General features: G+C 61.6%; 22 protein-coding genes. 13 read left to right on the plus strand and 9 right to left on the minus strand.

Annotation, left to right across the window (positions count from 1 at the left end; genetic code table 11):
• Positions 1 to 183 precede the first annotated feature (183 nt).
• The gene (locus ATH90_RS06915; RefSeq protein WP_003189295.1) at positions 184 to 384 is read right to left on the minus strand and encodes a hypothetical protein; all 201 of its coding nucleotides are present in this window, start codon (positions 382 to 384) and stop codon (positions 184 to 186) included.
• Between the two features lie 560 nt (positions 385 to 944).
• Here ATH90_RS06915 and pcaR point away from each other — a divergent pair.
• The 11 genes from pcaR (at position 945) to pcaC (ending at position 11,733) form a co-directional block, all read left to right on the plus strand.
• A complete protein-coding gene (gene pcaR, locus ATH90_RS06920; RefSeq protein ID WP_034103970.1) occupies positions 945 to 1,787 on the plus strand; it encodes a pca regulon transcriptional regulator PcaR in 843 nt (280 codons plus the stop codon).
• Positions 1,788 to 1,932: 145 nt separating this feature from the next.
• Positions 1,933 to 3,273, plus strand: a complete 1,341-nt coding sequence (gene pcaK / locus ATH90_RS06925) for a 4-hydroxybenzoate transporter PcaK (protein WP_098465928.1) — start codon at positions 1,933 to 1,935, stop codon at positions 3,271 to 3,273.
• Between the two features lie 264 nt (positions 3,274 to 3,537).
• Positions 3,538 to 4,395 (plus strand): CoA transferase subunit A, encoded by an 858-nt coding sequence (locus ATH90_RS06930; RefSeq protein ID WP_034103974.1) that lies wholly within the window; start codon positions 3,538 to 3,540, stop codon positions 4,393 to 4,395.
• The gene (locus ATH90_RS06935; RefSeq protein WP_034103976.1) at positions 4,395 to 5,174 is read left to right on the plus strand and encodes a CoA-transferase subunit beta; all 780 of its coding nucleotides are present in this window, start codon (positions 4,395 to 4,397) and stop codon (positions 5,172 to 5,174) included. Before ATH90_RS06930 ends, ATH90_RS06935 begins: the two co-directional genes overlap by 1 nt.
• Positions 5,171 to 6,376 carry a 3-oxoadipyl-CoA thiolase gene (gene pcaF / locus ATH90_RS06940; RefSeq protein ID WP_174555877.1) on the plus strand — a complete coding sequence of 402 codons (1,206 nt, stop codon included), beginning with the start codon at positions 5,171 to 5,173 and terminating at the stop codon, positions 6,374 to 6,376. The genes ATH90_RS06935 and pcaF overlap by 4 nt, the downstream gene beginning before the upstream one ends.
• A 17-nt stretch (positions 6,377 to 6,393) precedes the next feature.
• Complete coding sequence (gene pcaH, locus ATH90_RS06945) at positions 6,394 to 7,098, plus strand: protocatechuate 3,4-dioxygenase subunit beta (protein WP_034103980.1); 705 nt, start codon at positions 6,394 to 6,396, stop codon at positions 7,096 to 7,098.
• A 1-nt stretch (position 7,099) separates the two neighbouring features.
• Positions 7,100 to 7,666, plus strand: a complete 567-nt coding sequence (gene pcaG, locus ATH90_RS06950; protein ID WP_098465929.1) for a protocatechuate 3,4-dioxygenase subunit alpha — start codon at positions 7,100 to 7,102, stop codon at positions 7,664 to 7,666.
• A 186-nt stretch (positions 7,667 to 7,852) separates the two neighbouring features.
• Positions 7,853 to 9,151, plus strand: a complete 1,299-nt coding sequence (locus ATH90_RS06955; protein ID WP_034103984.1) for an MFS family transporter — start codon at positions 7,853 to 7,855, stop codon at positions 9,149 to 9,151.
• A gap of 10 nt (positions 9,152 to 9,161) precedes the next feature.
• A complete protein-coding gene (locus tag ATH90_RS06960; protein ID WP_098465930.1) occupies positions 9,162 to 10,517 on the plus strand; it encodes a 3-carboxy-cis,cis-muconate cycloisomerase in 1,356 nt (451 codons plus the stop codon).
• 10 nt (positions 10,518 to 10,527) lie between these two features.
• On the plus strand, positions 10,528 to 11,319 hold the full coding sequence (gene pcaD / locus ATH90_RS06965; RefSeq protein ID WP_034103987.1) for a 3-oxoadipate enol-lactonase: 792 nt from the start codon (positions 10,528 to 10,530) through the stop codon (positions 11,317 to 11,319).
• Between the two features lie 15 nt (positions 11,320 to 11,334).
• Positions 11,335 to 11,733 carry a 4-carboxymuconolactone decarboxylase gene (gene pcaC, locus ATH90_RS06970; RefSeq protein WP_069022212.1) on the plus strand — a complete coding sequence of 133 codons (399 nt, stop codon included), beginning with the start codon at positions 11,335 to 11,337 and terminating at the stop codon, positions 11,731 to 11,733.
• Between the two features lie 71 nt (positions 11,734 to 11,804).
• Here pcaC and ATH90_RS06975 read toward each other — a convergent pair whose 3' ends face one another.
• From ATH90_RS06975 to ATH90_RS06995, 5 genes are all read right to left on the minus strand, one after another.
• On the minus strand, positions 11,805 to 12,704 hold the full coding sequence (locus tag ATH90_RS06975; protein WP_034103991.1) for a polysaccharide deacetylase family protein: 900 nt from the start codon (positions 12,702 to 12,704) through the stop codon (positions 11,805 to 11,807).
• An 84-nt stretch (positions 12,705 to 12,788) separates the two neighbouring features.
• Entirely contained in the window at positions 12,789 to 14,039 is a 1,251-nt protein-coding gene (locus ATH90_RS06980; protein WP_098465931.1) for an OprD family porin, read from the minus strand.
• A gap of 246 nt (positions 14,040 to 14,285) precedes the next feature.
• Positions 14,286 to 15,743 carry an AdeC/AdeK/OprM family multidrug efflux complex outer membrane factor gene (gene adeC, locus ATH90_RS06985; protein ID WP_034103996.1) on the minus strand — a complete coding sequence of 486 codons (1,458 nt, stop codon included), beginning with the start codon at positions 15,741 to 15,743 and terminating at the stop codon, positions 14,286 to 14,288.
• The gene (locus ATH90_RS06990) at positions 15,740 to 18,901 is read right to left on the minus strand and encodes an efflux RND transporter permease subunit (RefSeq protein WP_034103998.1); all 3,162 of its coding nucleotides are present in this window, start codon (positions 18,899 to 18,901) and stop codon (positions 15,740 to 15,742) included. The genes adeC and ATH90_RS06990 overlap by 4 nt, the downstream gene beginning before the upstream one ends.
• Positions 18,902 to 18,904: 3 nt before the next feature.
• Positions 18,905 to 20,053 (minus strand): efflux RND transporter periplasmic adaptor subunit, encoded by a 1,149-nt coding sequence (locus tag ATH90_RS06995; RefSeq protein ID WP_034104000.1) that lies wholly within the window; start codon positions 20,051 to 20,053, stop codon positions 18,905 to 18,907.
• A gap of 286 nt (positions 20,054 to 20,339) precedes the next feature.
• Between ATH90_RS06995 and ATH90_RS07000 the strand changes: the two genes are divergently transcribed.
• Positions 20,340 to 20,972, plus strand: a complete 633-nt coding sequence (locus ATH90_RS07000; RefSeq protein WP_034104001.1) for a TetR family transcriptional regulator — start codon at positions 20,340 to 20,342, stop codon at positions 20,970 to 20,972.
• Positions 20,973 to 21,273: 301 nt separating this feature from the next.
• Here ATH90_RS07000 and ATH90_RS07005 read toward each other — a convergent pair whose 3' ends face one another.
• From ATH90_RS07005 to ATH90_RS07015, 3 genes are read right to left on the minus strand one after another with little or no spacing between them, the layout of a single operon-like run.
• A complete protein-coding gene (locus ATH90_RS07005) occupies positions 21,274 to 22,329 on the minus strand; it encodes an alkene reductase (protein ID WP_034104003.1) in 1,056 nt (351 codons plus the stop codon).
• Between the two features lie 29 nt (positions 22,330 to 22,358).
• Entirely contained in the window at positions 22,359 to 23,525 is a 1,167-nt protein-coding gene (locus ATH90_RS07010; protein WP_098465932.1) for an MFS transporter, read from the minus strand.
• Between the two features lie 13 nt (positions 23,526 to 23,538).
• Complete coding sequence (locus ATH90_RS07015; protein ID WP_034104007.1) at positions 23,539 to 23,865, minus strand: ArsR/SmtB family transcription factor; 327 nt, start codon at positions 23,863 to 23,865, stop codon at positions 23,539 to 23,541.
• A 154-nt stretch (positions 23,866 to 24,019) separates the two neighbouring features.
• Between ATH90_RS07015 and ATH90_RS07020 the strand changes: the two genes are divergently transcribed.
• A complete protein-coding gene (locus ATH90_RS07020; RefSeq protein WP_034104009.1) occupies positions 24,020 to 24,604 on the plus strand; it encodes an acyl carrier protein phosphodiesterase in 585 nt (194 codons plus the stop codon).
• Positions 24,605 to 24,643 lie beyond the last annotated feature (39 nt).

Here is a 24,643-nt window from a genome sequence, read left to right on the forward strand (position 1 = left end):
TTCGGGGCTTTGGCAAGTCTTTGATTTATATGGCGCAGGGGGGCCATGAGGGAGGATTGTCACAAAAACGTCATCCCTGAAACATTTGTATGAAATTTTACGTAACGTGGTGGGATGCAGGCTAGTCGGCTGCTAGCTATGTGCTAGCAGCCGAGGCCAACCTTGAGGTTCAAACCGAATCGCTTATGGCTCTTCGGTTTTGAGTTCCTGCTCAATCTTTTGGATTTCCTGGGCAAACGCCTGGTCGAGCAGGCTGGCTCTTTTGCGCCATGGTTTGCGTTCAGGTTCGGGCTGGGCGGCGTAGGTGGTGACTTCCCCGCCGTAAACGTCCTTGTAACGTTGCTCCTGGCGCTCAAGTTCCGCGCGCAGTTCATCTTTCGTCACATCGTTACCTAATTGAGTTGAGAGTCAATACGTTGCAGCGTGATGCCGGAATGCGCCCTCGCGGGATTCCAAGTTGATGCGTGTAAACGTTCAACTTCGGAATAGGGAAGGGGCGTCACTTAGTGAGTGCAGTCATTCGAGGCCGGTAGTTGCAATCAACCATGCACCGCGTGTGCAGCAGCTGGCGAGCTCCGTTCCCGATAATGAAACCGGGCAGACCTGTGCACAGCGTGCATTATAGCGGCGCATTTGAATAACACTATCAGCATAAAGTTAAAAACCGTCAACTTGTGTGAGCGTTTTGTTACACGTGCGTATCGGTAAATGCGCAAATGACTGGCGCCCTACATTTAATCCAACTTCAAACGTTATTAACCGCCCTTCATTTTCCTACCGCCGGCGGGCCGCTCATGGCAGGGTGACGGGAAATTGCGATAATCGAATGATCGTCCGATAATCGCACAATGTTGTTGGCCCTGCCTTGTACATCTCGGCTGACGCAGCTTGTAATAGCAGCCAAAACCTCCCTTGCGGTCGACAATAAGAGAAAGGATCACGACATGAACGATCAATTGCGCAACTCTTTCGCATCAGTGGCGCCGCCGATCGTTGCCTCTCCGGCCAAGCGTATCCAGGCGTTTACCGGTGATCCAGACTTCATGACCTCCCTGGCCCGTGGCCTGGCCGTGGTGCAGGCGTTCCAGGAACGCAAGCGCCACCTCACCATCGCCCAGATCAGCCACCGTACGGAAATCCCCCGTGCCGCCGTACGCCGTTGCTTGCACACCCTGATCAAGCTCGGCTATGCCACCACCGACGGGCGAACCTATTCGCTATTGCCCAAAGTCCTGACCCTGGGCCACGCCTATCTGTCGTCCACGCCGCTGGCGGTGTCGGCCCAGCCTTATCTGGATCGCATGAGCGAGCAGCTCCACGAAGCCTGCAACATGGCCACCCTTGAAGGCGACGACATCCTCTACATCGCCCGTTCGGCCACCACGCAGCGCCTGATCTCCGTGGACTTGTCGGTGGGCGGCAGACTGCCGGCTTATTGCACCTCCATGGGCCGCATTTTGCTCGCAGCGCTGGATGACGCCTCGTTGCAGGATTATCTCGACCACGCCGAGCTGCAAACCAAGACCAGCCGCACCCTCACGACGCCCGAAGCGCTGTTCGAATGCCTGCAACAGGTGCGTCAGCAGGGCTGGTGCATCGTCGACCAGGAGCTGGAGCAGGGGCTGCGCTCCATTGCCGTGCCGGTCTATGACGCCTCGGGCCAGGTATTGGCCGCCCTGAACGTCAGCACCCACGCGGGCAGGGTCAGTCGCAGCGAGCTGGAGCAACGTTTCCTGCCAAGCATGCTCAGTGCCAGCCGCGAGTTGAGTGCACAGCTGTTTGCCTAAGCTGTTCGGTGACCGCACAGATCCCGGCTTGATCAATTGACGGTGTTTCCCCTGGCTTATTAATGTGCGGCAGCGCTGTTAGCGCCGCCCAATAATAACGACGACCCCAGGTCGTCAGCCCGCCATCGGTGTGGAAATAAAAACAATGAATCAGCCCTCTGTCGGTACTGCGTTGGACGTCCAGTCCTTCATCAACACCCAGCCACTGTCACGTTATCAGTGGCGCGTGGTGATCCTGTGTTTCCTGATTGTGTTCCTTGATGGGCTCGACACTGCGGCCATGGGCTTCATCGCGCCTGCGCTGTCCCAGGATTGGGGCATAGACCGCGCCAGCCTCGGCCCGGTGATGAGCGCCGCGTTGATCGGCATGGTGTTTGGCGCACTGGGCTCCGGCCCGCTGGCGGATCGTTTCGGTCGCAAAGTGGTGCTGGTGGGGGCGGTGCTGGTGTTTGGCGCATTCAGCCTGGCTTCGGCCTACAGCAGCAATGTCGATCAGTTGCTGGTGCTGCGCTTTCTCACCGGGCTGGGGCTGGGTGCCGGCATGCCCAATGCCACTACGCTGCTGTCCGAGTACACCCCGGAACGCCACAAGTCGCTGCTAGTGACCAGCATGTTCTGCGGCTTCAACCTGGGCATGGCCGGTGGCGGGTTTATCTCGGCCAAACTCATCCCGGCGTTCGGCTGGCATAGCCTGCTGCTGATCGGCGGCATCCTGCCGTTGATCCTGGCGGTGGTATTGCTGGTATGGCTGCCGGAGTCGGCGCGCTACCTGGTGGTGCGCAACCGGGGGACCGACAAGGTGCGCAAGACCCTGTCACCCATCGAGCCCTCTATCGTTGCACAGGCCAGCAGTTTCAGCGTGCCCGAGCAAAAAACCGTCAAGGCTCGCAACGTGTTTGCGGTGATCTTCTCCGGCACCTACAGCGCCGGCACCTTGCTGCTCTGGCTCACCTACTTCATGGGCCTGGTGATCGTGTACCTGCTTACCAGTTGGTTGCCAACCCTGATGCGCGACAGCGGCGCCAGCATGGAACAGGCTGCGTTTATCGGCGCGCTGTTCCAGTTTGGTGGCGTGTTGAGCGCGGTGGGCGTGGGTTGGGCAATGGATCGCTTCAATCCCCATAAGGTCATTGGCACGTTCTACCTGCTCGCCGGGGTGTTTGCCTACGCGGTGGGGCAGAGCCTGGGCAACATCACCCTGTTGGCGACCTTGGTGTTGATCGCCGGGATGTGCGTCAACGGTGCGCAATCGGCGATGCCCTCCCTGGCTGCACGCTTCTACCCGACCCAGGGTCGCGCCACCGGCGTGTCGTGGATGCTGGGTATTGGTCGTTTCGGCGCGATCCTCGGTGCGTGGATGGGCGCGACCTTGCTGGGGTTGGGGTGGAACTTCGAGCAGGTGCTCACCGCCTTGGTGATCCCAGCGGCGTTGGCAACGGCTGCGGTTGTCATCAAAGGCATTGTCAGCCACGCCGACGCCACCTGAGGATGGCCACTTCTCCTGTGGGAGCAGGCCAGCCTGCGAGGCAGGCGAATCGGTCTGCCGATGAGCCTGTGCGATGCCGTCGCAGGCACGCCAGCGCCCACATTGAACCCCGTTTGTCCAAACGATTAGCTAGGCAACAATTCGTTCGATAATCGAACACTGAGTCGATTATCGGATTGTTTGACCCCTTTCCCCGGCTTAATCTTCAAGCACTTCGGCGCCACCTCAGCGCCTTTTTCGATCCACTCCGGGAGCCCGAACCCCATGGCTGAAATCCTCGCGCTGCGTGACGCGGTGAAGCAATTTGTGAACGACGGTGACACCGTCGCTCTGGAAGGCTTCACCCATCTGATCCCTACGGCAGCAGGTCATGAAATCATTCGTCAGGGCAAGAAAGACCTGACGCTGGTGCGTATGACGCCTGACCTGATCTACGACCAGTTGATCGGTGCCGGCTGCGCCCGCAAGCTGATTTTCTCCTGGGGCGGCAACCCGGGTGTGGGCTCCCTGCATCGCCTGCGCGACGCGGTCGAGAAGCAATGGCCGCAACCGCTCGACATTGAAGAGCACAGCCATGCTGACCTGGCCAATGCCTACGTTGCCGGTGCATCCGGATTGCCGTTCGCGGTGCTGCGTGCCTACGCCGGTTCCGACTTGCCCAAGGTCAACCCGCTGATCAAGACCGTGACTTGCCCGTTCACTGGTGAGGTACTGGCGGCGGTGCCGTCGGTGCGACCGGATGTCACCGTGATCCATGCGCAAAAGGCTGACCGCAAAGGCAACGTGTTGCTCTGGGGCATCCTCGGCGTGCAGAAGGAAGCGGCCCTGGCGGCCAAGCGCTGCATCGTCACGGTCGAAGAGATCGTCGACGACCTCAATGCGCCCATGAACAGCTGCGTGCTGCCGACCTGGGCGCTGACTGCGGTGTGCCATGTGCCCGGTGGTGCGCACCCGTCCTACGCCCACGGCTATAACGAACGCGACAACCGCTTCTACCAGGCGTGGGACCCGATCGCCCGTGACCGTGCGACCTTTACCGCCTGGATCAACGAATACATCCACGGCACTGCCGATTTCACTGAATTCCAGGCCAAGCTGGCCACCGCGCAGGAGGCCAAGTAATGGCTTACTCGACCAATGAAATGATGACCGTCGCCGCTGCGCGCCGCCTCAAGAACGGCTCCGTCTGCTTCGTCGGCATCGGCCTGCCGTCCAAGGCGGCCAACCTGGCGCGCCTGACCTCTTCGCCGGACGTGGTGTTGATCTACGAGTCTGGCCCGATTGGCGCCAAGCCTTCCGTATTGCCGTTGTCCATCGGTGACGGTGAGCTGGCGGAAACCGCTGACACCGTGGTGCCAACCGGTGAGATCTTTCGCTATTGGCTGCAGGGCGGACGCATTGACGTCGGCTTTCTCGGCGCCGCCCAGGTCGACCGATTCGGCAACATCAACACCACGGTAGTGGGTGACTATCACCAGCCCAAAGTGCGCCTGCCGGGTGCCGGCGGCGCACCGGAGATCGCCGGTTCAGCCAAGAGCGTGCTGATCATCCTCAAGCAATCGGCGCGTTCGTTCGTCGACAAACTGGACTTCATCACCTCGGTCGGCCACGGCGAAGGCGGCGACTCGCGTAAGCGCCTGGGCCTGCCGGGCGCGGGGCCTGTAGGGATTATTACCGACCTGTGCATCATGGAGCCGGAAGAGGGCACCCATGAGTTCGTGGTCACCGCGCTGCACCCTGGCGTCACTCGTGAGCAAGTGGTGGCGGCCACCGGTTGGGCGATTCGTTTTGCCGACCAGGTCGACACCACCGCCGAGCCGACTGAGCTCGAGCTGACCGCCCTGCGCGACCTTGAAGCGCGCACCGCGGCCGCCCATGGCCAAGCGCCGGGAGAAGCCTGATGCGCGAAGTATTTATCTGCGATGCCATTCGTACCCCCATCGGCCGTTTCGGTGGTGGCCTGTCTACCGTGCGTGCCGATGATCTGGCAGCGCTGCCGATCAAGGCGCTGATCGAACGCAACCCGTCGGTGGACTGGAGTGCAATCGATGAAGTGTTCCTCGGCTGCGCCAACCAGGCCGGCGAAGACAACCGCAACGTCGCGCGCATGGCGTTGTTGCTGGCGGGCCTGCCGGACAGCATTCCGGGGGTGACCCTCAACCGCTTGTGCGCCTCGGGCATGGACGCGGTCGGCACCGCTTTTCGCGCCATTGCCAGCGGCGAAATGGAGCTGGCGATTGCCGGCGGTGTCGAGTCAATGTCCCGTGCGCCGTTCGTGATGGGCAAGGCCGATGCGGCCTTCTCACGCAACCTGAAGCTGGAAGACACCACCATCGGCTGGCGTTTTATCAACCCGTTGATGCAGGCGCAGTACGGCGTGGATGCCATGCCGCAGACCGCTGACAACGTCGCCGACGACTACAAGGTGTCCCGCGCCGATCAGGACGCCTTTGCCCTGCGCAGCCAGCAACGCGCCGCCGCTGCCCAGGCCGCCGGTTTTTTCGCGGAAGAAATCGTGCCGGTACGGGTCGCGCATAAAAAAGGCGAGACCGTCGTCGAACACGATGAACACCCACGGGCCGACACCACCCTGGAAGCCCTGGCCAAGCTCAAGCCAGTCAACGGTGCCGACAAGACCGTCACCGCCGGCAACGCTTCGGGTGTGAATGACGGTGCGGCGGCGCTGATCCTGGCTTGCGCCGATGCCGTCAAGAAACACGGCCTGACCGCCCGCGCCCGCGTATTGGGTATGGCCAGCGCCGGTGTTGCACCGCGTGTGATGGGCATCGGCCCGGTGCCGGCAGTGCGCAAACTGGTGGAACGTCTTGGCTTGGCGGTCACTGACTTTGACGTCATCGAGCTTAACGAAGCCTTCGCCAGCCAAGGCCTGGCCGTACTGCGTGAACTCGGCATCGCCGACGACGCGCCCCAGGTCAACCCGAACGGAGGCGCCATCGCCCTTGGCCATCCACTGGGGATGAGCGGTGCGCGGCTGGTATTGACGGCCCTGCACCAGTTAGAGAAAACCGGTGGCAGCAAAGGCCTGGCGACCATGTGCGTGGGCGTCGGCCAAGGCTTGGCCCTGGCGATTGAACGTGTCTAATAAGAGAGGATTGCTCCATGAGTGACAAGCCCGGATACCGGCGCCCGCAAGCGGGCACTCAACCTGATTACCTGCACCCGGCCTACCAGTCGACGAACCTGCGTTCGCCGTCGCAGCCCTTGGTGTTCCTGCCCCATTCCTTGTCGGAAATCACCGGCCCGACCATCGGCGCCGAGCGGGTCAATGAGAAGGACAACGACCTCACCGCCCAGCATGAAGGCGAGCCTCAGGGCGAGCGGATCATTATTCATGGGCGTGTGCTGGACGAAAACGGCTTGCCGGTGCCGGGCATTCTTGTGGAAATCTGGCAGGCCAACGCCGCTGGCCGCTACAACCACAAGCGCGACCTGCACGACGCACCACTGGACCCGAACTTCACCGGCACCGGGCGCACCGTCACCGACGCCGATGGCTGGTACCAGTTCCAGACCATCAAGCCCGGTGCCTACCCGTGGGGCAACCACCACAACGCGTGGCGCCCGGCGCATATCCACTTTTCGCTGTTCGGCCCGAGCGTGCTGACGCGCCTGGTTACGCAAATGTATTTCCCAGGCGACCCGCTGCTGGAATACGACCCGATCTACAACTGCGTACCGGATACCCGCGCCAAGGAACGCCTGATCGCCAGCTTCGACCTGGAAAAGACCATTCCTTCCTATGCCCTCGGCTACCGCTGGGACATCGTCCTGCGCGGCCGCGACGCCACGCCGATGGAGAAATGAGATGACACTCAACGCGACCACGTCCCACACCGTCGGGCCGTATTACCACATCGGCCTGACCTGGCTGAACCGCGAAGACCTGACCGTGGCCGCCACCCTTGGCGAGCGCGTGGCGATCAGTGGGCAAGTGGTGGATGGCAACGGCGATGTCGTCAACGACGCCATGCTTGAAGTCTGGCAAGCCAACTCGGCCGGCAAGTACGACCATCCGGAAGATGAACAGGACAAAGCGCTAGACCCGAACTTCGAAGGTTTCGGCCGGGTGCCGGTGGATGCCGAAGGGCGTTTTCGCTTTACCACCATCAAGCCGGGCGCCGTTCCGGGCCTGAAGGGCACGACCCAGGCGCCGCACCTGGTGGTGCTGGTCTTTGCCCGTGGGTTGGTGAAGCACTTGCTGACGCGGATTTATTTCGACGGCGAGGCACTGAATGGGGATGACCCGTTGCTGGCATGTGTGCCCACAGAGCGTCGCCGCACCCTGATTGCGAAGCAGGATGCGGCGGGGGTGTATCAGTGGAATGTGATTTTGCAGGGCACGGATGAGGAGACGGTGTTCTTCGACTACTGAGATGGCTGTAGGGCCCATCGCAGGCCAGCCGGCGCTCACATTTGAAGGTGTGTACCCGCAAAATGTGGGCGCTGGCTGGCCTGCGATAGGGCCCTCTAAAGCAACACACATCCAAAAGTCTGCTTGCGGAACATGGTTGTTGCAAAGTATGTCTAGGCTATAACCGTTCCCACTGAGTGCAAAAACATGACAACAACTACGACAAGTCACTACACCGGAGAAGAACGCAGCAAACGGATTTTTGCGATCGTCGGGGCATCCTCCGGCAACCTGGTCGAATGGTTCGACTTCTATGTCTATGCCTTCTGCGCCATCTACTTTGCACCCGCGTTTTTTCCGTCGGATGACCCCACGGTCCAACTGCTCAACACCGCCGGCGTGTTCGCTGCCGGTTTCCTGATGCGTCCCATCGGCGGCTGGCTGTTTGGCCGGGTGGCCGATAAGCACGGGCGCAAGAATTCGATGATGATCTCGGTGCTGATGATGTGCGCCGGCTCCCTGGTCATTGCCTTCCTTCCGACCTACAAGGACATCGGCGCCTGGGCCCCGGCGTTGCTGCTGGTCGCGCGGTTGTTCCAGGGCTTGTCGGTGGGTGGCGAATACGGCACCACCGCGACCTACATGAGTGAAGTCGCACTCAAGGGGCAGCGCGGCTTCTTCGCGTCGTTCCAGTACGTGACCCTGATCGGCGGGCAACTGCTGGCGGTACTGGTGGTGGTGATCCTGCAACAGCTGCTCACCGAAGAGGAACTGCGTGCCTGGGGCTGGCGGATTCCGTTCGTGATCGGCGCCGTCGCGGCGGTGATCTCCCTGCTGCTGCGTCGTACCCTGAAAGAAACCACCAGCAAGGAAACCCGCCAGGACAAGGACGCCGGCAGCATCGCCGCGCTGTTCCGTGACCACAAGGCCGCGTTTATCACCGTGCTCGGCTACACCGCCGGCGGCTCGTTGATCTTCTACACCTTTACCACCTACATGCAGAAGTACCTGGTGAACACTGCCGGTATGCACGCCAAGACCGCCAGCTACATCATGACCGGCGCGCTGTTCCTCTACATGTGCATGCAGCCGCTGTTCGGCATGCTGGCCGACAAGATCGGCCGCCGTAACTCGATGCTGTGGTTCGGCGCATTGGGCACCCTGTGCACGGTGCCGATCCTGCTGAGCCTGAAAACCGTCAGCAGCCCGTTCGTGGCCTTCGTGTTGATCACCCTGGCGCTGGCCATCGTCAGTTTCTACACCTCGATCAGCGGCCTGGTGAAGGCCGAAATGTTCCCGCCACAAGTGCGCGCCCTGGGCGTGGGCCTGGCCTATGCGGTGGCCAACGCGATCTTCGGTGGTTCGGCGGAATACGTGGCCCTGGGCCTGAAGTCCATGGGCATGGAAAACACCTTCTATTGGTATGTCACCGCCATGATGGCGGTGGCCTTCCTGTTCAGCTTGCGCCTGCCGAAACAGGCGGCGTACTTGCACCACGATTTGTAAGGGACGCGTTATGACACTGCGCACGAGCAATCAATTGTTCGACGCTTACTTCACGGCGGACAGCATGGCCGAAGTGTTCTGCGACAAGGGGCGCTTGCAGGGCATGCTGGATTTTGAAGCGGGCTTGGCCCGGGCCCAGGCTCAAGTGGGGCTGATTCCCCAGGCGGCGGTCGCACCGATCGCCCAGGCGTGCCTGGCGTCGCTGTACGACGTGGATGCCCTGGGCGTGGCGATCGCCACGGCGGGGAATTCGGCGATTCCGTTGGTGAAAGCGCTGGGCAAGTTGATTGCCAGTGAGGACGCCGGGGCCGAACGCTATGTACACCTGGGGGCGACCAGCCAGGATGTAATGGACACCGGCCTGGTGCTGCAACTGCGGCGCGCAGTGGGGTTGATCGAAGCGGACCTGGCGCGCCTGGGCGACATTCTGGCCGCCCAGGCCCAACGCTACGCCGGTGTGCCTTTGGCCGGACGGACCTGGTTGCAGCACGCAACGCCAGTCACCCTGGGGATGAAAATTGCCGGTTGGCTGGGGGCGGTAACCCGCAGTCGCCAGCGTCTGGTCGAACTGAAACCGCGCCTGCTGGTGCTGCAATTTGGCGGTGCATCCGGCACCCTGGCAGCGCTTGGCGAGCAGGCCATGCCCGTGGCCGAGGCGTTGGCAGCGCAGTTGCAACTGAACCTGCCTGAGCAACCCTGGCACACCCAACGTGATCGTTTGGTGGAGTTTGCCAGCGTGCTCGGATTGATCGCCGGCAGCCTGGGCAAGCTGGGTCGCGATATCAGCCTGTTGATGCAGACCGAAGCGGCGGAAGTCTTCGAGCCTTCGGCACCCGGCAAGGGCGGTTCTTCCACCATGCCGCACAAACGCAACCCGGTGGGCGCGGCGGTGTTGATCAGCACCGCCACCCGTGTGCCGGGCCTGGTGGCGACAATGTTCAGCGCCATGCCCCAGGAGCACGAGCGCAGCCTGGGCCTGTGGCATGCCGAATGGGAAACCCTGCCTGAGATTTGCCGCTTGGTGTCCGGCGCGTTGCAGCAGGCCTTGCTGGTGAGTGAAGGCCTGGAAGTCGACCCGCTGCGGATGACGCAAAACCTCGACCTGACCCAAGGCCTGGTGCTGGCCGAAGCCGTGAGCATTGTGCTTGCCCAACGGCTGGGGCGCGAAACTGCGCACCACCTGCTGGAGCAATGCTGCAAACGCGCTGTCGCCGAGGGGAGGCATTTACGTGCGGTACTGGCAGATGAACCGCACATCACCGCTGAGCTGTCAGCGGCCGAATTGGACCGCCTGCTCGACCCGGCCCATTACCTGGGCCAGGCGCACACCTGGGTGACCCGCGCTGTCGCCGACCACTTTGCTTGAGGAGACCACCGTGGCATTTGTACAACTCGCCGAGGGCGAACTGCATTACCAATTGGACGGACCTGTGGATGCGCCAGTGCTGGTGCTGTCCAATTCCCTGGGCACCGACCTGCATATGTGGGACATCCAGATCCCGGCCTTCACCGAGCATTTTCGCGTGCTGCGCTTTGACACCCGTGGCCATGGCAAGTCCCTGGTTACCGCAGGGCCCTACAGCATTGAGCAACTGGGTCGCGATGTGATTGCGTTGCTGGATGCGCTGGATATTCAACGCGCGCATTTTTGCGGCTTGTCCATGGGCGGCCTGATCGGCCAATGGCTGGGCATCAACGCCGGCGAGCGTCTGCAGCGCCTGGTGGTGTGCAACACCGCCGCTAAAATCGGCACGCCCGAGGTGTGGAACCCGCGCATCGAGATGGTGCTGCGCGACGGGGCCGATGCGATGGTGGCCCTGCGCGATGCATCGATTGCGCGCTGGTTCACCGCCGATTTCGCCGCGGCCAACCCGCACCAGGCCAAGCAGATTACCGACATGCTCGCGGCGACTTCTCCCGAGGGCTACGCCGCCAACTGCGCGGCGGTGCGTGACGCGGATTTCCGGGACCAGTTGGCCTCGATCAAAGTACCGACCCTGGTGATTGCCGGCACCGAAGATGCGGTCACCCCGCCCGCCGGCAGCCACTTTATCCAGAACCACGTGCAGGGCGCCGAATACGCCGAGTTCTATGCGGCCCACCTGTCCAATGTGCAGGCTGGCGCGGCGTTCAGTGAGCGTGTACTGGCATTTCTGCTGGCCAGGTAAATCAAGGAGTTTTTTGTGGATGAGAAACAACGTTACGCCGAAGGCCTGCAAGTGCGTCGCGAAGTGCTGGGCGACGCCCATGTCGACCGCAGCCTCAATGCCCTGACCGAGTTCAACAGCGAGTTCCAGGAGATGATCACCCGCCACGCCTGGGGTGACATCTGGACCCGCCCAGGCCTGCCTCGGCACACGCGCAGCCTGATCACCATCGCCATGTTGATCGGCATGAACCGCAGCGAAGAACTCAAGCTGCATCTGCGCGCTGCTGCCAGCAATGGCGTGACCCGCGCGGAGATCAAGGAGGTGCTGATGCAGAGCGCGATTTACTGTGGGATTCCAGCCGCGAATGCGACGTTTCACCTGGCCGAATCGGTGTGGGATGAACTGGGCGTCGAGTCGCGCCGGCACGACTGAATTGAAGTGCAGCTAAAAATGTGGGGCGGGCAAGCCCGCTCCCACAATAGATCTTCACAGGTGCACAGGCGTCAGTGGGAGTCGGCGTCCCACACCCAGTTCCACACGCCCGGCAGGTGCACCGGCTCACTCACATCCTTGACCGTACGTGCCAGCGCCGCGCGCTGAAGCTGGGCCGTGTCGGTGTAGAACGGTTCGGCGGCAGTCTTCACGCCGTTGATCCGGGCGCTGTCCAACAGGATCTGCAAATACTCTTGCATATGCCGCGCGGTGTAGCGGTTGATGTCGTGGAAAGTCACCACCACGGGTATGACGCCGTCCACCGTCGGCAACTCCCCCAAAGCGATGTGCTCGCGCACCACCGACAGCTGTCGATACAGATTGGCGCGCCGGCGTGGGCTGCCGTTGAAGCCCCAGATCTTGCCGTCATTGGCACTCAGATCCGTCAGCAACACGTGCATGCCGTGGCGCTGGTAGGCGGCGAAGGTACGGCGATCGTAGTTCCAGAACGGCGGGCGAACCAGCACGGGCGGGCTACCGGTGATCGCGGCCAGGTCGGCGGCGCCCAAGGTGAGGGTACGTTCCAGTTCGGCGTCATTGAGCCAGCGGTGGTTGGTATGAAAGCCGGTGGCGGTGTGGAAGGCCAGAATATGACCGGCCGCGTACTCGCGCTGCATGGTCTTGCGACCCCGTGAACTGCCGCCGGAACGCGCGGCTTCGGTTTGCAGGAAGAACACCGCCTTGATCCCCGGCAGCACGGGGTTGCTCGCCAGGTCAGCCATCACTGAACGGCTTGGGTTGTTGTAGCCCGACGCACTGGGGCCATCGTCGAAGGTCAGCAGGAAGCGAATGGGTGCCTGGGTTTGCAGGCGTTGTTCGGTCTGCGGGGTCAGGGCGATGGGGGCACCGATGCAGCCGCCGAGGCTCAAGGCCAGGGCAAGCACGGCGGATGCGATGGCGAAGGATTTCATAGGGTGCGCGGGCTCGAATAGGAGGCCGCTGCTGGGTGGATCAGCAGCGGCAGGCGCGCACCATACAGCAAGTCTGCCGTTGGTTTACAGCAGGCTTATCGGGTAACTGACGATCAACCGGTTCTCGTCGAACTCGTTGTTGCTGTAGTCGCGGCGCATGCTGGAATTACGCAGCCTTACCGTGAGGTTTTTCAGGCTGCCGCTCTGCACGGTATAGCCCAGTTCGCTTTCGCGGCCCCATTCCTTGCCGTCGGTAATGGTGCCGGTATGCACGTTGCTGCCGCTGATATAGCGGTTCATCAGGGTCAGGCCGGGCACGCCGAGGGCGGCGAAGTTATAGTCGTGGCGCACTTGCCAGGACTTTTCCTCGGCGTTGTCGTAGCTGCTGTTGTAGCTGTCGTTGGCCAGGGTGCCGCCGCTGGTACCGTTGACGCGCATCCAGGCGCTGTTGCCGGTGAGCTTTTGCAGCCCCACGTAGAAAGTGTTGCCGCCATAGCGGGCGGAGAACAGGCCGGACCAGGTCTTGTTGTCCAGGTCACCGGCGCGGGCGCTGCCGTCGTCCTTGCCGTAGAAGAAGCCGAGGTTGGCGCCCAGGGTCCAATCGCCGATGGGCTGGCTGTGGATCAGGTTGACGAACTGCTGGCTGTAGATGTCCTTGAGCTGGGCGTTCCACAGGCCGATCTGGGTGCGTTTGTCGTTGAACGCGTACTCGCCGCCCTGAAAGTTAAAGCGGTCGGAGGTGAACGCGGTTTTACCGAACATCGACATGTCAGTCATGCTGCTGTCGTCACGCGGGCTGTTGGCGCGAAATTGTCCGGCATAGAGGGTCAGCCCGTCGATTTCCTTCGAGGTGACCTGCCCGCCGCGCAGGGTTTGTGGCAGGGAGCGGCCATCGTCCGAGCGCAGGATCGGCAGCACGGGCATCCATTCGCCGACCTTCACTTCGGTCTTGGAAATGCGCGCCTTGAACGCCACTCCCAAACGTCCGAACTCATCCGCAGGGCGGCCATCACGGTCCAACGGCAACAGTTGGGTGCCGCCGGTGCCGCGCCCGCCATCCAGCTTCAACGCGTACATCCCCAGCACATCCATGCCGAACCCCACGGTTCCCTGGGTGAAGCCGGATTTGGCATCGAGGATGAAACTCTGCGTCCACTCCTGCGCACCACCCTGGGTCTTGGTAGGGTTGGTGTAATTGCGGTTGAAGAAGAAATTGCGCAGGTTGAGGTTGGCGCTGGCGTCTTCCAGAAAGCCGTGTTCTTCGGCGACGGCAGGCAAGGCAAGACTGGCGACAGCGGTTGCCAGCAGCAGCCGGCGCGGGTGAAAAATGCTCATGGTGTTAGACCTGTTGTTATTGGGTTTATGCAGGTGGCGGCCATGTTGCGGGGCGGTAAGGGGGCGATGAAAGTGGGGGAGGGCGGGTTGTGGGCGATGATCGAACGTAATCTTGGAGCGCTCAGATTCTGCGTTTCATGCACCTCTTGGCCTGGATGATGATGCAGATACCTTCCGGCATTTTTTGAGCTGCGCATAAAAAAACCGCCCCCTGTCAGGGGGCGGTTTCTGTTTACTGTTCCACTATCAGAACAACTTCAGGGCCGGCGCTTCTTCTTTCACCGGCTCGTTCTTCGCGGTCTGCTCGTTCCAGCCACCGCCGAGGGCCTTGTACAGGTTGACCTCGCTGGTCAGCTGCGCAAGGCGGTCGGTGATCAGCGATTGCTGGGCACTGAACAGCTGGCGCTGGGCATCGAGGAACGTCAGGTTGCTGTCGACGCCGATGCGGTAGCGACGCTCGGCCAGGCGGTAGTAATCCTGGTTGGCCGCGACGAAGCCACGCTGGGCCTCCAGTTGCTGCTTATAGGTTTCACGCGCGGCGAGGCCGTCGGAGACTTCCTGGAAACCGGTCTGGATCGCCTTCTCGTAGTTCGCCACGTTGATCTCTTTCTGGATCTTCGAGTAGTCCAGGCTGGCGCGCAGGCTGCCGGCGTTGAAGATCGGGATGTTGATCTGCGGGGCGAACGACCAGGTGCCAGAGCCGCCTTTGAACAGGCCGCCGAGGTCCGGGCTGAGGGTGCCGGCGTTGGCGGTCAAGCTGATGCTCGGGAAGAACGCTGCACGGGCTGCGCCGATATTGGCGTTAGCCGCCTTGAGGTTGTACTCGGCCTGCAAGATGTCGGGGCGACGTTGCAGCAGGTCCGACGGCAACCCGGCTGGCACTTCGCTGAGCAGGTCATCCGACAGCGGCTTGCTGGCGATATTCGCCGGCAGGCCGGTGCCCAGCAGCAGGGTCAGGCTGTTTTCGTCCTGGGCGACCTGGCGTGTATACCGGGCAAGTTGCACACGGGCGTTTTCCACCGAAGTACGTGCCTGGCTCAGGTCGAGGGCCGAGGCCACGCCGACTTCGTTGCTGCGCGAGGTGAGCTTGAAGCTCTGCTCGAACGCGCCCAGGGTGTCCTGGGTCAGCTTGAGCAGTTCCTTGTCGGCTTGCCAGGTCAGGTAGGCATTGGCCACGCTGGCCACCAGGCTGATCTGGGTGCTGCGGCGTGCTTCTTCAGTAGCGAAGTACTGCTGCAACGCTTCTTCGCTCAGGCTGCGCACGCGGCCGAACAGGTCCAGCTCATAGGAACTGATCCCGAGGGTGGCCGAGTACTGGCTGGTGATGTTCGCTTCGCCGGTCTGCGACGCACGGGCCGGCACACGCTGGCGGCTACCGCTGCCATTGGCCGATACGGCCGGGAACAGGTCGGCACGCTGGATACGGTACTGCGCGGCATACGCGTCGATGTTCAGGGCCGCGACGCGCAGGTCACGGTTGTTCACCAGCGCGGTCTGGATCAGCTGTTGCAGGGCAGGGTCATGGAAAAACTGCTTCCAGCCCTGCTCGGCAGCTGCCTGGTTCGGCGCCTGGGCCGACGAATACGCCGGCCCCTGCGGGAACTGTGCGGCCACCGGCGCTTCGGGGCGCTGATAGTCAGGTATCAGCGAGCAGCCACTGAGCACGAAGGCCGTGACGGCTAGGGAAAGTAGCGACTTGCTCATTGGCCAGCCTCTTTAGGAGTTTGCTTGGTTTCTTTCGGTTTACGGTCGCCGATGGCGGACACGGTTGCGAAGAACAACGGTACCCAGAAGATCGCCAACACAGTGGCCGTGATCATACCGCCAATTACGCCGGTACCGATCGCGTGCTGGCTGCCCGAGCCAGCGCCCGAGGAGATGGCCAGCGGCAATACGCCAAGGACGAACGCCATGGAGGTCATGATGATCGGCCGCAGACGCATCCGCGAGGCCTCGATGGCTGCCTCGACGATGCCTTTGCCTTGTTCGTGGAGCTCTTTGGCAAACTCTACGATCAAGATGGCGTTCTTCGCTGCCAGGCCCACCGTCACCAGCAAGCCCACCTGGAAGAACACGTCGTTGGACAACCCGCGCATGCTGGTCGCCATCAACGCACCCACGACCCCGAGAGGGACTACCAGGATGACTGCGATCGGGATCGACCAGCTTTCGTACAGTGCCGCGAGGCACAGGAACACGACCAGCAGCGACAGAGCGTACAGCGCAGGCGCCTGGGAGCCGGACAGGCGTTCTTCATACGACAGTCCGGTCCACGCATAGCCAATACCCGCGGGCAGTTGCTTGGCGATACGCTCGACTTCGGCCATGGCGTCACCGGTACTGTAGCCCGGCGCCGGGGTGCCGAGGATCTCCATCGCCGCTACACCGTTGTAGCGCGAGAGTTTCGGCGAACCGAAGATCCACTTGCCCGAAGCGATGGCAGACAACGGCACCATTTTCCCGGAGTCGCTGCGCACGAACCATTTGTTCAGGTCTTCAGGGGACATGCGGCTCGCGGCGTCACCTTGCACGTACACCTTCTTCACCCGACCGCGGTCGATGAAGTCGTTGACGTAGCTGCCACCCAGGGCAATCGCCAGGGTCTGGTTGATGTTCGACAGGGTGATGCCCTGGGCGCTGGCCTTCTCGTCGTCGACGGTGAGCTCGTACTGCGGCTCATCGTTCACGCCGTTGGGGCGCACACCTGCCAGGATCTTGCTTTGTGCTGCCATGCCGAGGAACTGGTTTCGTGCAGCCATCAATTTTTCATGGCCTACACCGCCCTGGTCTTGCAGGAACACGTCGAAGCCGGTGGCGTTACCCAGTTCCAGTACAGACGGCGGCACGATGGCAAATACCATGGCGTCCTTGAATGTCTGCATGAAGTAGCCCTGGGCGCGCTTGGCGATCTCGAACACCGAGTTGGAGGCGTCACGCTCGTCCCACGGCTTGAGCATCACAAATGCCAGGCCCGAGCTCTGGCCACGACCGGCGAAGTTGAAGCCGTTTACGGTAAACACCGATTTCACGCCTTTGCCTTCGCCAGGCTCGCCTTCCTTGTCGTTGAGCAGGAAGGCGCGCATATCGTCGATGACTTTCTGGGTGCGTTCAGCCGAAGAACCGACCGGTGTCTGCACCTGGGCAAAAATCACACCTTGGTCTTCGTCGGGCAGGAACGCAGCAGGGATGCGCATGAACAGCCAGATCATGCCGGCGAAGATCAGGACGTACACCAGGAACGCCGGGATCTTGTGCTTGATCATGTTGCCCACGCCACGCTCGTAGCTCAGTACGCCACGGTCGAAGGTGCGGTTGAACCAGCCGAAGAAACCGCGCTTGGGTTGGCCGTGTTTTTCCGGATCGATTGGCTTGAGCATGGTGGCGCACAAGGCCGGGGTGAAGATCAGGGCAACCAGTACCGACAGCGCCATGGCCGAAACGATGGTGATGGAGAACTGCTTGTAGATCACGCCGGTGGAGCCGCCGAAGAAGGCCATCGGCAACAGTACGGCCGACAGAACCAGGGCGATACCTACCAGGGCGCCCTGGATCTGGCCCATGGATTTGACCGTCGCCTCTTTCGGCGACAGGTGCTCCTCGGCCATTACCCGCTCGACGTTTTCCACCACGACGATGGCGTCATCCACCAGCAAGCCGATGGCCAGGATCATGCCGAACATGGTCAGGGTGTTGATGGTGAAACCGAACGCGGCCAGGATCCCGAAGGTCCCCAGCAGTACCACCGGTACGGTCATGGTGGTGATGATGGTGGCGCGGAAGTTCTGCAGGAACAGGAACATCACCAGGAACACCAGCACGATCGCTTCTACCAGCGTGTCGACTACACCGGAGATCGATTCAGTCACGACCGGGGTAGTGTCATACGGCACCACCGCCTTCATGCCAGGCGGGAAGAACGGTTCGAGCGAGGCGACGGTGGCACGGATGGCCTTGCCGGTGTCCAGGGCGTTCGCGCCCGAGGCCAGCTTGATCGCCATGCCGGAAGCAGGCTTGCCGTTGAACTGCGCACTGATGCTGTAGTTCTGGCCACCCAGTTCGATGCGAGCGACGTCACGCAGGCGAACCTGGGAGCCGTCGGCATTGACCTTCATCAGGATGTTGCCGAATTGCTCAGCCGTCTGCAGGCGCGTCTTGCCGATGATGGTTGCGTTCAACTGGTTGCCGGGCAAGGCGGGCAGGCCGCCCAACTGACCAGTGGCCACCTGTACGTTCTGGGCCGAGATGGCGGTGCTGACGTCGACCGGGGTCAACTGGTAGTTATTCAGCTTGGCCGGGTCGAGCCAGATACGCATGGCGTACTGCGAACCGAACACCTGGAAGTCACCGACACCCGCAGTACGCGAGATCGGGTCCTGGATGTTGGACACGATGTAGTTGGACAGGTCGTCCTTGGTCATGCTGCCGTCTTCCGACACCAGACCGATCACCATCAGGAAGTTCTTCACCGACTTGGTCACGCGGATACCCTGCTGCTGCACTTCTTGCGGCAGCAGTGGCGTCGCCAGGTTCAGCTTGTTCTGCACTTGAACCTGGGCGATGTCCGGGTTGGTACCCTGGTTGAACGTCGCGGTGATGGTCATGCTGCCGTCGGAGTTACTGTCCGAGGCGACATAACGCAGGTTGTCGATACCGTTGAGCTGTTGCTCGATGACCTGCACCACGGTGTCCTGCACGGTTTGTGCGGACGCGCCTGGGTAGGTCACCTGGATGTCGATGGCGGTCGGCGCGATGGCCGGGTATTGGTTGATGGGCAACTTCAGGATCGACAGTGCCCCGACCAGCATGATCACCAGGGCAATTACCCAGGCAAAAATGGGACGGTCGATAAAAAATTTCGACATGGGTTACTCCCCCTGGCCAGCAGCGGCAGCAGGAGCTGGAGCAGAACCGGCAGGCTTGGCGTTGTCGGCGTCCTTGACCTTGACTTCGATGCCCGGCTTGACGTACTGCAAGCCTTCTGTGATCACACGGTCGCCAGCGTCCAGGCCTTTTTCCACCAGCCAATAGGCGCCGGCGGTGCGGTTGGCAACCAGTACGCGTTGCTCGACCTTGTTGTCCTTATTCACCACCAACGCAGTCGGGATGCCCTTGAGGTCGCGGGTCACGCCTTGTTGTGGTGCCAGGATGGCCTTGCTGTTCACGCCAGCTTGTAGCTGGGCGTGCACGAACATGCCCGGCAGCAGGGTGTGGTCAGGGTTGGGGAACACGGCGCGCAGGGTCACGGAACCGGTGGTCTGGTCAACCGACACTTCGGAGAACTCCAGCTTGCCTTCCTGGCCGTAGTCGCTGCCATCTTCCAGGGTCAGCTTGACCTTGGCGGCATTGGCGCCGGCTTTTTGCAACTGGCCGCTTTCCAGGTCGCGGCGCAGTTTCAGCATTTCAGCCGAGGACTGCGTGACGTCGACGTAGATCGGGTCCAGTTGCTGGATCACGGCCATGGAATCGGCCTGGCCGTTGCTGACCAGCGCGCCTTCGGTCACTGAAGAACGGCCGATACGCCCGGAGATCGGCGCGTACACCTTGGTGTAGCGCACATTGATCTGGGCGGTTTGAACGTTTGCTTCGGCGGTCATGCGGTTGGCGACCGCGGTGTCGTATTCCTGGCGGCTGACGGCCTGCTCATCGACCAACTGCTTGTAGCGATCAGAGATGGACTTGGTCTGGGTCAGGCTGGCCTGTGCGCTTTTCAGGGTGGCTTCATACACCGACGGGTCGATCTGGTAGAGCTGTTGCCCTTCCTTCACGTCCGCGCCTTCCTTGAACAGGCGCTTGAGGATGATGCCGTTGACCTGTGGGCGAACTTCCGCGATGCGGTAGGCGGTGGTGCGGCCTGGCAGCTCGGACGTCAGGGTATAGGCTTGCGGTTGAAGGGTGACCACGCCGACCTGAGGGGTTTGAGCGGGCGGAGCCGCTTCTTCCTTTTTACATCCGCTGAGCAGCGATGCCAGGGCGACGGCAGTGACCAGAGCGGTAACAGCTGGCTTAAGTTGCATGAAGATCCTCGGGTCAGGCGCGCAGGGTGCGCACAAGAAGTGTGGAAGGGTAAAAAACAAGCTGTGAGTGGATAAGTAGCTTGCTACGCAATATACTTACGTTCATGGTTGTTTGTAAACTCTTGACAGGCTTCGCGCAATGTTGACAAAGCAACGCCCAAAGCCTCGATTTTAGTACGTTCGGCCCCCATGACGGTGTCGTCCCACAATTATTCAGATGATCGTCAGCAGCTATTAATTCTGCGTTAACGAAAGTCCCCAGTATCCTGATTGAGGTTTTACTGCCATGGTTCGTCGCACCAAAGAGGAAGCTCAGGAAACGCGCAGCCAGATTCTCGAAGCCGCCGAGCAGGCCTTTTATGAGCGCGGCGTTGCGCGGACCACGCTGGCGGATATCGCCGCGCTGGCCGGTGTGACGCGGGGTGCTATCTACTGGCATTTCAGCAATAAGTCCGATCTGCTGCAGGCGCTGCTCGACACCCTGCACGAGCCGCTGGACGAATTGGCCAGGGCCAGTGAAAGCGAGGATGAACTCGACCCGCTGGGCTGCATGCGCAAGCTGTTGATTCATTTGTTCCATCAAGTGGCCCTGGACCCGAAAACCCGACGCATCAACGAGATCTTGTTCCATAAGTGCGAATTCACCGATGAAATGTGCGACATGCGCCGCCAGCGGCAGACCCACAGCCTGGAATGCAACCTTCGCATCAGCCTGACACTGCGTAATGCGGTCCATCGCGGGCAACTTCCGGAAAATCTCGATACTACCCGTGGCGCGGTGTGCATCCACGCCTATATCAACGGTCTGATCGGCCAGTGGCTGCTGGTGCCCGACAGCTTCCAGCTGCATCAGGAGGCTGAGCGTTGGGTGGATGCCGGCCTGGACTTGCTGCGCTGGAGCCCGAGCCTGCGCAATTAAGACAAAATGCGTAATTGCATCAGGTTGTGTCAACAGTAAAGCCCAAGGACCGTCAATCGTCCTTTCGCCTGATTGGTGGGGTGACTTTATATACGGGCTGGCGGGCGGTTGATAGGTAGCCGCCTAAGTATTTTGTACTGAATTTGTTGCAAGGCAGTGAAGGAATGTTTCCGACAGCCACGCACATTCAGCTGGGGGACCCAGCAAGCCCGCTCCCCCGTTGGATCCCTGGTGTATTCCAGCGCGCAGCAAAAAGCCCCGGTTTTTGACAACCGGGGCTTTTTCGTTTCAGCACGTTACATTACAGCGCCAGCGTCGGGTAGTCGATGTAGCCGACCGGGCCTTTGCTGTAGAAGGTGTCCGGGCGCGGTTCGTTCAGCGGCGCATCGGCCTTCAAACGAGCCGGCAAATCCGGGTTTGCAATGAACGGCACACCCCAGGCCACGGCGTCGGCTTTGCCTTCGGCCAGCCAGGCGTTGGCGCTGTCCTTGGTGAAGCGTTCGTTGGCGATGTACGCGCCGCCGAATGCCTTTTTCAGTTGTGGGCCGAGGCTGTCGGCGCCTTCTTTTTCACGGGAGCAAATGAAGGCGATACCACGTTTGCCCAGTTCGCTGGCGACGTAGGTGAAGGTTTGCGCAAGGTTGTCGTCGCCCATGTCATGGGAGTCGGCGCGTGGCGCCAGGTGCACGCCCACACGGCCGGCGCCCCAGACTTCGATGGCCGCGTCGGTCACTTCCAGCAGCAGGCGCGCACGGTTTTCCAGGGAGCCGCCGTAGTGGTCAGTGCGCTGGTTGGTGCTGCTCTGCAGGAACTGGTCGAGCAGGTAACCGTTGGCACCGTGGATTTCCACGCCGTCGAAACCGGCGGCCTTGGCGTTCTCGGCACCGGTGCGGTAGGCGTCGACGATGTCGGCGATTTCAGCGGTTTCCAGGGCGCGTGGGGTTGGGTAGTCGGCCAGCGGGCGGACCAGGCTGACGTGGCCTTTAGGCTGGATCGCACTCGGTGCCACCGGGGTTTCGCCGTTCAGGTACGACTCGTGGGAGATACGCCCAACGTGCCACAGTTGCAGGAAGATCTTGCCGCCCGCGCCATGCACCGCCTTGGTGACGTTGGCCCAGCCGCGTACCTGGTCGTTGGACCAGATGCCCGGCGTGTCCGGGTAACCCACGCCCAGCGGCGTCACGGAGGTGGCTTCGCTGAGGATCAGCCCGGCGGAAGCGCGTTGCACATAATATTCGGCCATCAGCGCGTTGGGCACGCGACCGGCGTCGGCACGGCAGCGGGTCAGCGGCGCCATGATGATGCGGTTCGACAGTTCCAGGTCGCCCAGTTTGATTGGATCGAAAATAGTCGTCATGGGGAAAGCACCTTTGTCTTTGAAGTGGATCAGTTGGTCGCGGGGGCCAGGTCGGCATCGCCGCTCTGACGGAAAGTAATCAAGGTCACCAGCAGCGCGAGGATCGCCAGGGCCGCGGCGGCCAATGGCACGCTGGTCAGGCCGAAACCGTGGGCGATCACGCTGCCGCCGACCCAGGCGCCGAGGGCGTTGCCGATGTTGAAGGCACCGATGTTCAGGGTGGAGACCAGGTTGGGTGCAGCCTTGCCGAAGGTCACCACGTTGATCTGCAACGCCGGGACCGCGGCAAACGAGGCGGTGGCCCACAGGAACAGGGTGATCTCGGTCGGGATCACGGCAATGCTGGTCCAGGTCAGTGCCGTGGAGACCACGGCCATGCTGATGAACACGCCGATCAGCGTGGCTGCCAGACGCTTGTCCGCCAGCTTGCCGCCGATGATGTTGCCGACGGTGAGGCCCAGGCCGATCAACAGCAGGGTCCAGGTCACGCCCTTGGGCGACACGCCGGTGACATCGCCGAGCAGCGGCGCGACGTAGGTGAAGAGGGTGAACATGGACGCGGCAAACAGCGCGGTCATGGTCAGCGACAACCAGATGCCGGCACCCTTGAGGGCCGCCAGTTCGGCACGCATGTCGAGTTTCTCTTCATCACGCTTGGCGGGCAGGAAGCGGATCAGGCCGATCAACGCCACCACGCCAATCACCGTCACCGCCCAGAACGTCGAGCGCCAGCCGGCTTCCTGGCCCAGTGCGGTACCCAGCGGTACGCCGAGCACGTTGGCCAGGGTCAGTCCGGTAAACATCAGGGCCACGGCCGAAGCCCGCTTGTTGGCCGGCACCAGGTTGGCGGCTACCACCGAACCAATCCCAAAGAACGCACCGTGGCACAGCGCGGTGACGACACGGGCAAACATCAGCACGTTGTAGTCACTGGCCAGGGCACAGAGCAGGTTGCCGATAATGAAGATGCCCATCAGCGCTACCAGGGCCGCCTTGCGTGGCAGCTTGGCGGTGGCCAGTGCCATGAAGGGAGCACCGATGGCCACGCCCAGGGCGTAGCCGGTGACCAGCCAGCCGGCGCCGGGAATCGACACGCCCAGGTCCGCCGCCACATCGGGCAGCAAGCCCATGATGACGAACTCGGTGGTGCCGATGGCGAAGGCGCTAAGAGCCAGTATGAGTAGCGAGAGGGGCATTATCGTTTCCTTGTTACCGCGCTGCGTTGTCGTCAGCGCTGAGTTCGGTGATGAGTGCCGCGAGGAAGGCCTGGATGGTCTCCTCGTTGCGCTTGAAAAAGTGCCACTGGCCGGCCTTCTGGCTGCTGATCAACCCCGCCCGTTGCAACGTTGCCAGGTGAGCCGACACCGTCGACTGGGACAAGCCGCAGCGCTGGTCGATCTGCCCGGCACAGATGCCGTATTCGTGGTTGTGCAGTTGCTCGGGGAACTGCACTTTCGGGTCTTTCAGCCAAGTGAGGATGTCTCGTCGTACTGGGTGCGCCAGGGCTTTTATTATTTCGTCGAGGTCGATGGACATGGCAGGTGCTCGGTTGCGTACAGCGTTATATCGCGATGAGGCGAACTTTAAATCGGTCTATCCCGATATACCAATATGATTTTGGTCTGAGCCTAGGCTCAATCGGTATATCGGGTTATAACGATACGTTGAGCGCAGTGATAGACTGCGCGTCATGAATTATCTCGCACATCTGCACCTGGGCGGCCAACTTCCTGCGCAACTGCTGGGCAGCCTGTATGGCGACTTTGTCAAAGGCCGCCTGCAGGGCCAGTTCAACCCGCAAATCGAAGCGGCGATCCAACTGCACCGCGCCATAGACCGCTACACCGACAGTCACCCGTTGGTGGGGGCGGCGTTGTCACGCTTCAGCCTGACCCGCAGGCGGTACGCCGGTATTGTCCTCGACGTATTTTTCGACCACTGCCTGGCACGGGACTGGCAGCTTTATGCCGATCAGCCGTTGGAGCGCTTTACCTCGCAGGTGTACCAGGTGCTGGCGGCCGAGCCGCAATTGCCAGGGCGACTGGCGCAGATTGCGCCGTATATGGCGGCGGATGACTGGCTGGGGTCGTACCGCGAGTTTGCGGTGATGGAGCAAGTGTTGCGGGGGATTTCGCGGCGGCTGACACGGCCTGAGGAGTTGGGGTTTGCGATGCAGGAGTTGCACGCGCTTTATGAGCCGTTGAGTGACGACTTCCGTGTGTTCTACCCGGAACTGCAAGCCTTCGCCCTAAAACACCTGACCGCTGAGGTCTGAATGGGGGCGCGGGCTTGCTCGCGAAAGCGGTGTGTCTCT

The organism is Pseudomonas lurida, assembly GCF_002563895.1.
Taxonomy (GTDB): domain Bacteria; phylum Pseudomonadota; class Gammaproteobacteria; order Pseudomonadales; family Pseudomonadaceae; genus Aquipseudomonas; species Aquipseudomonas lurida.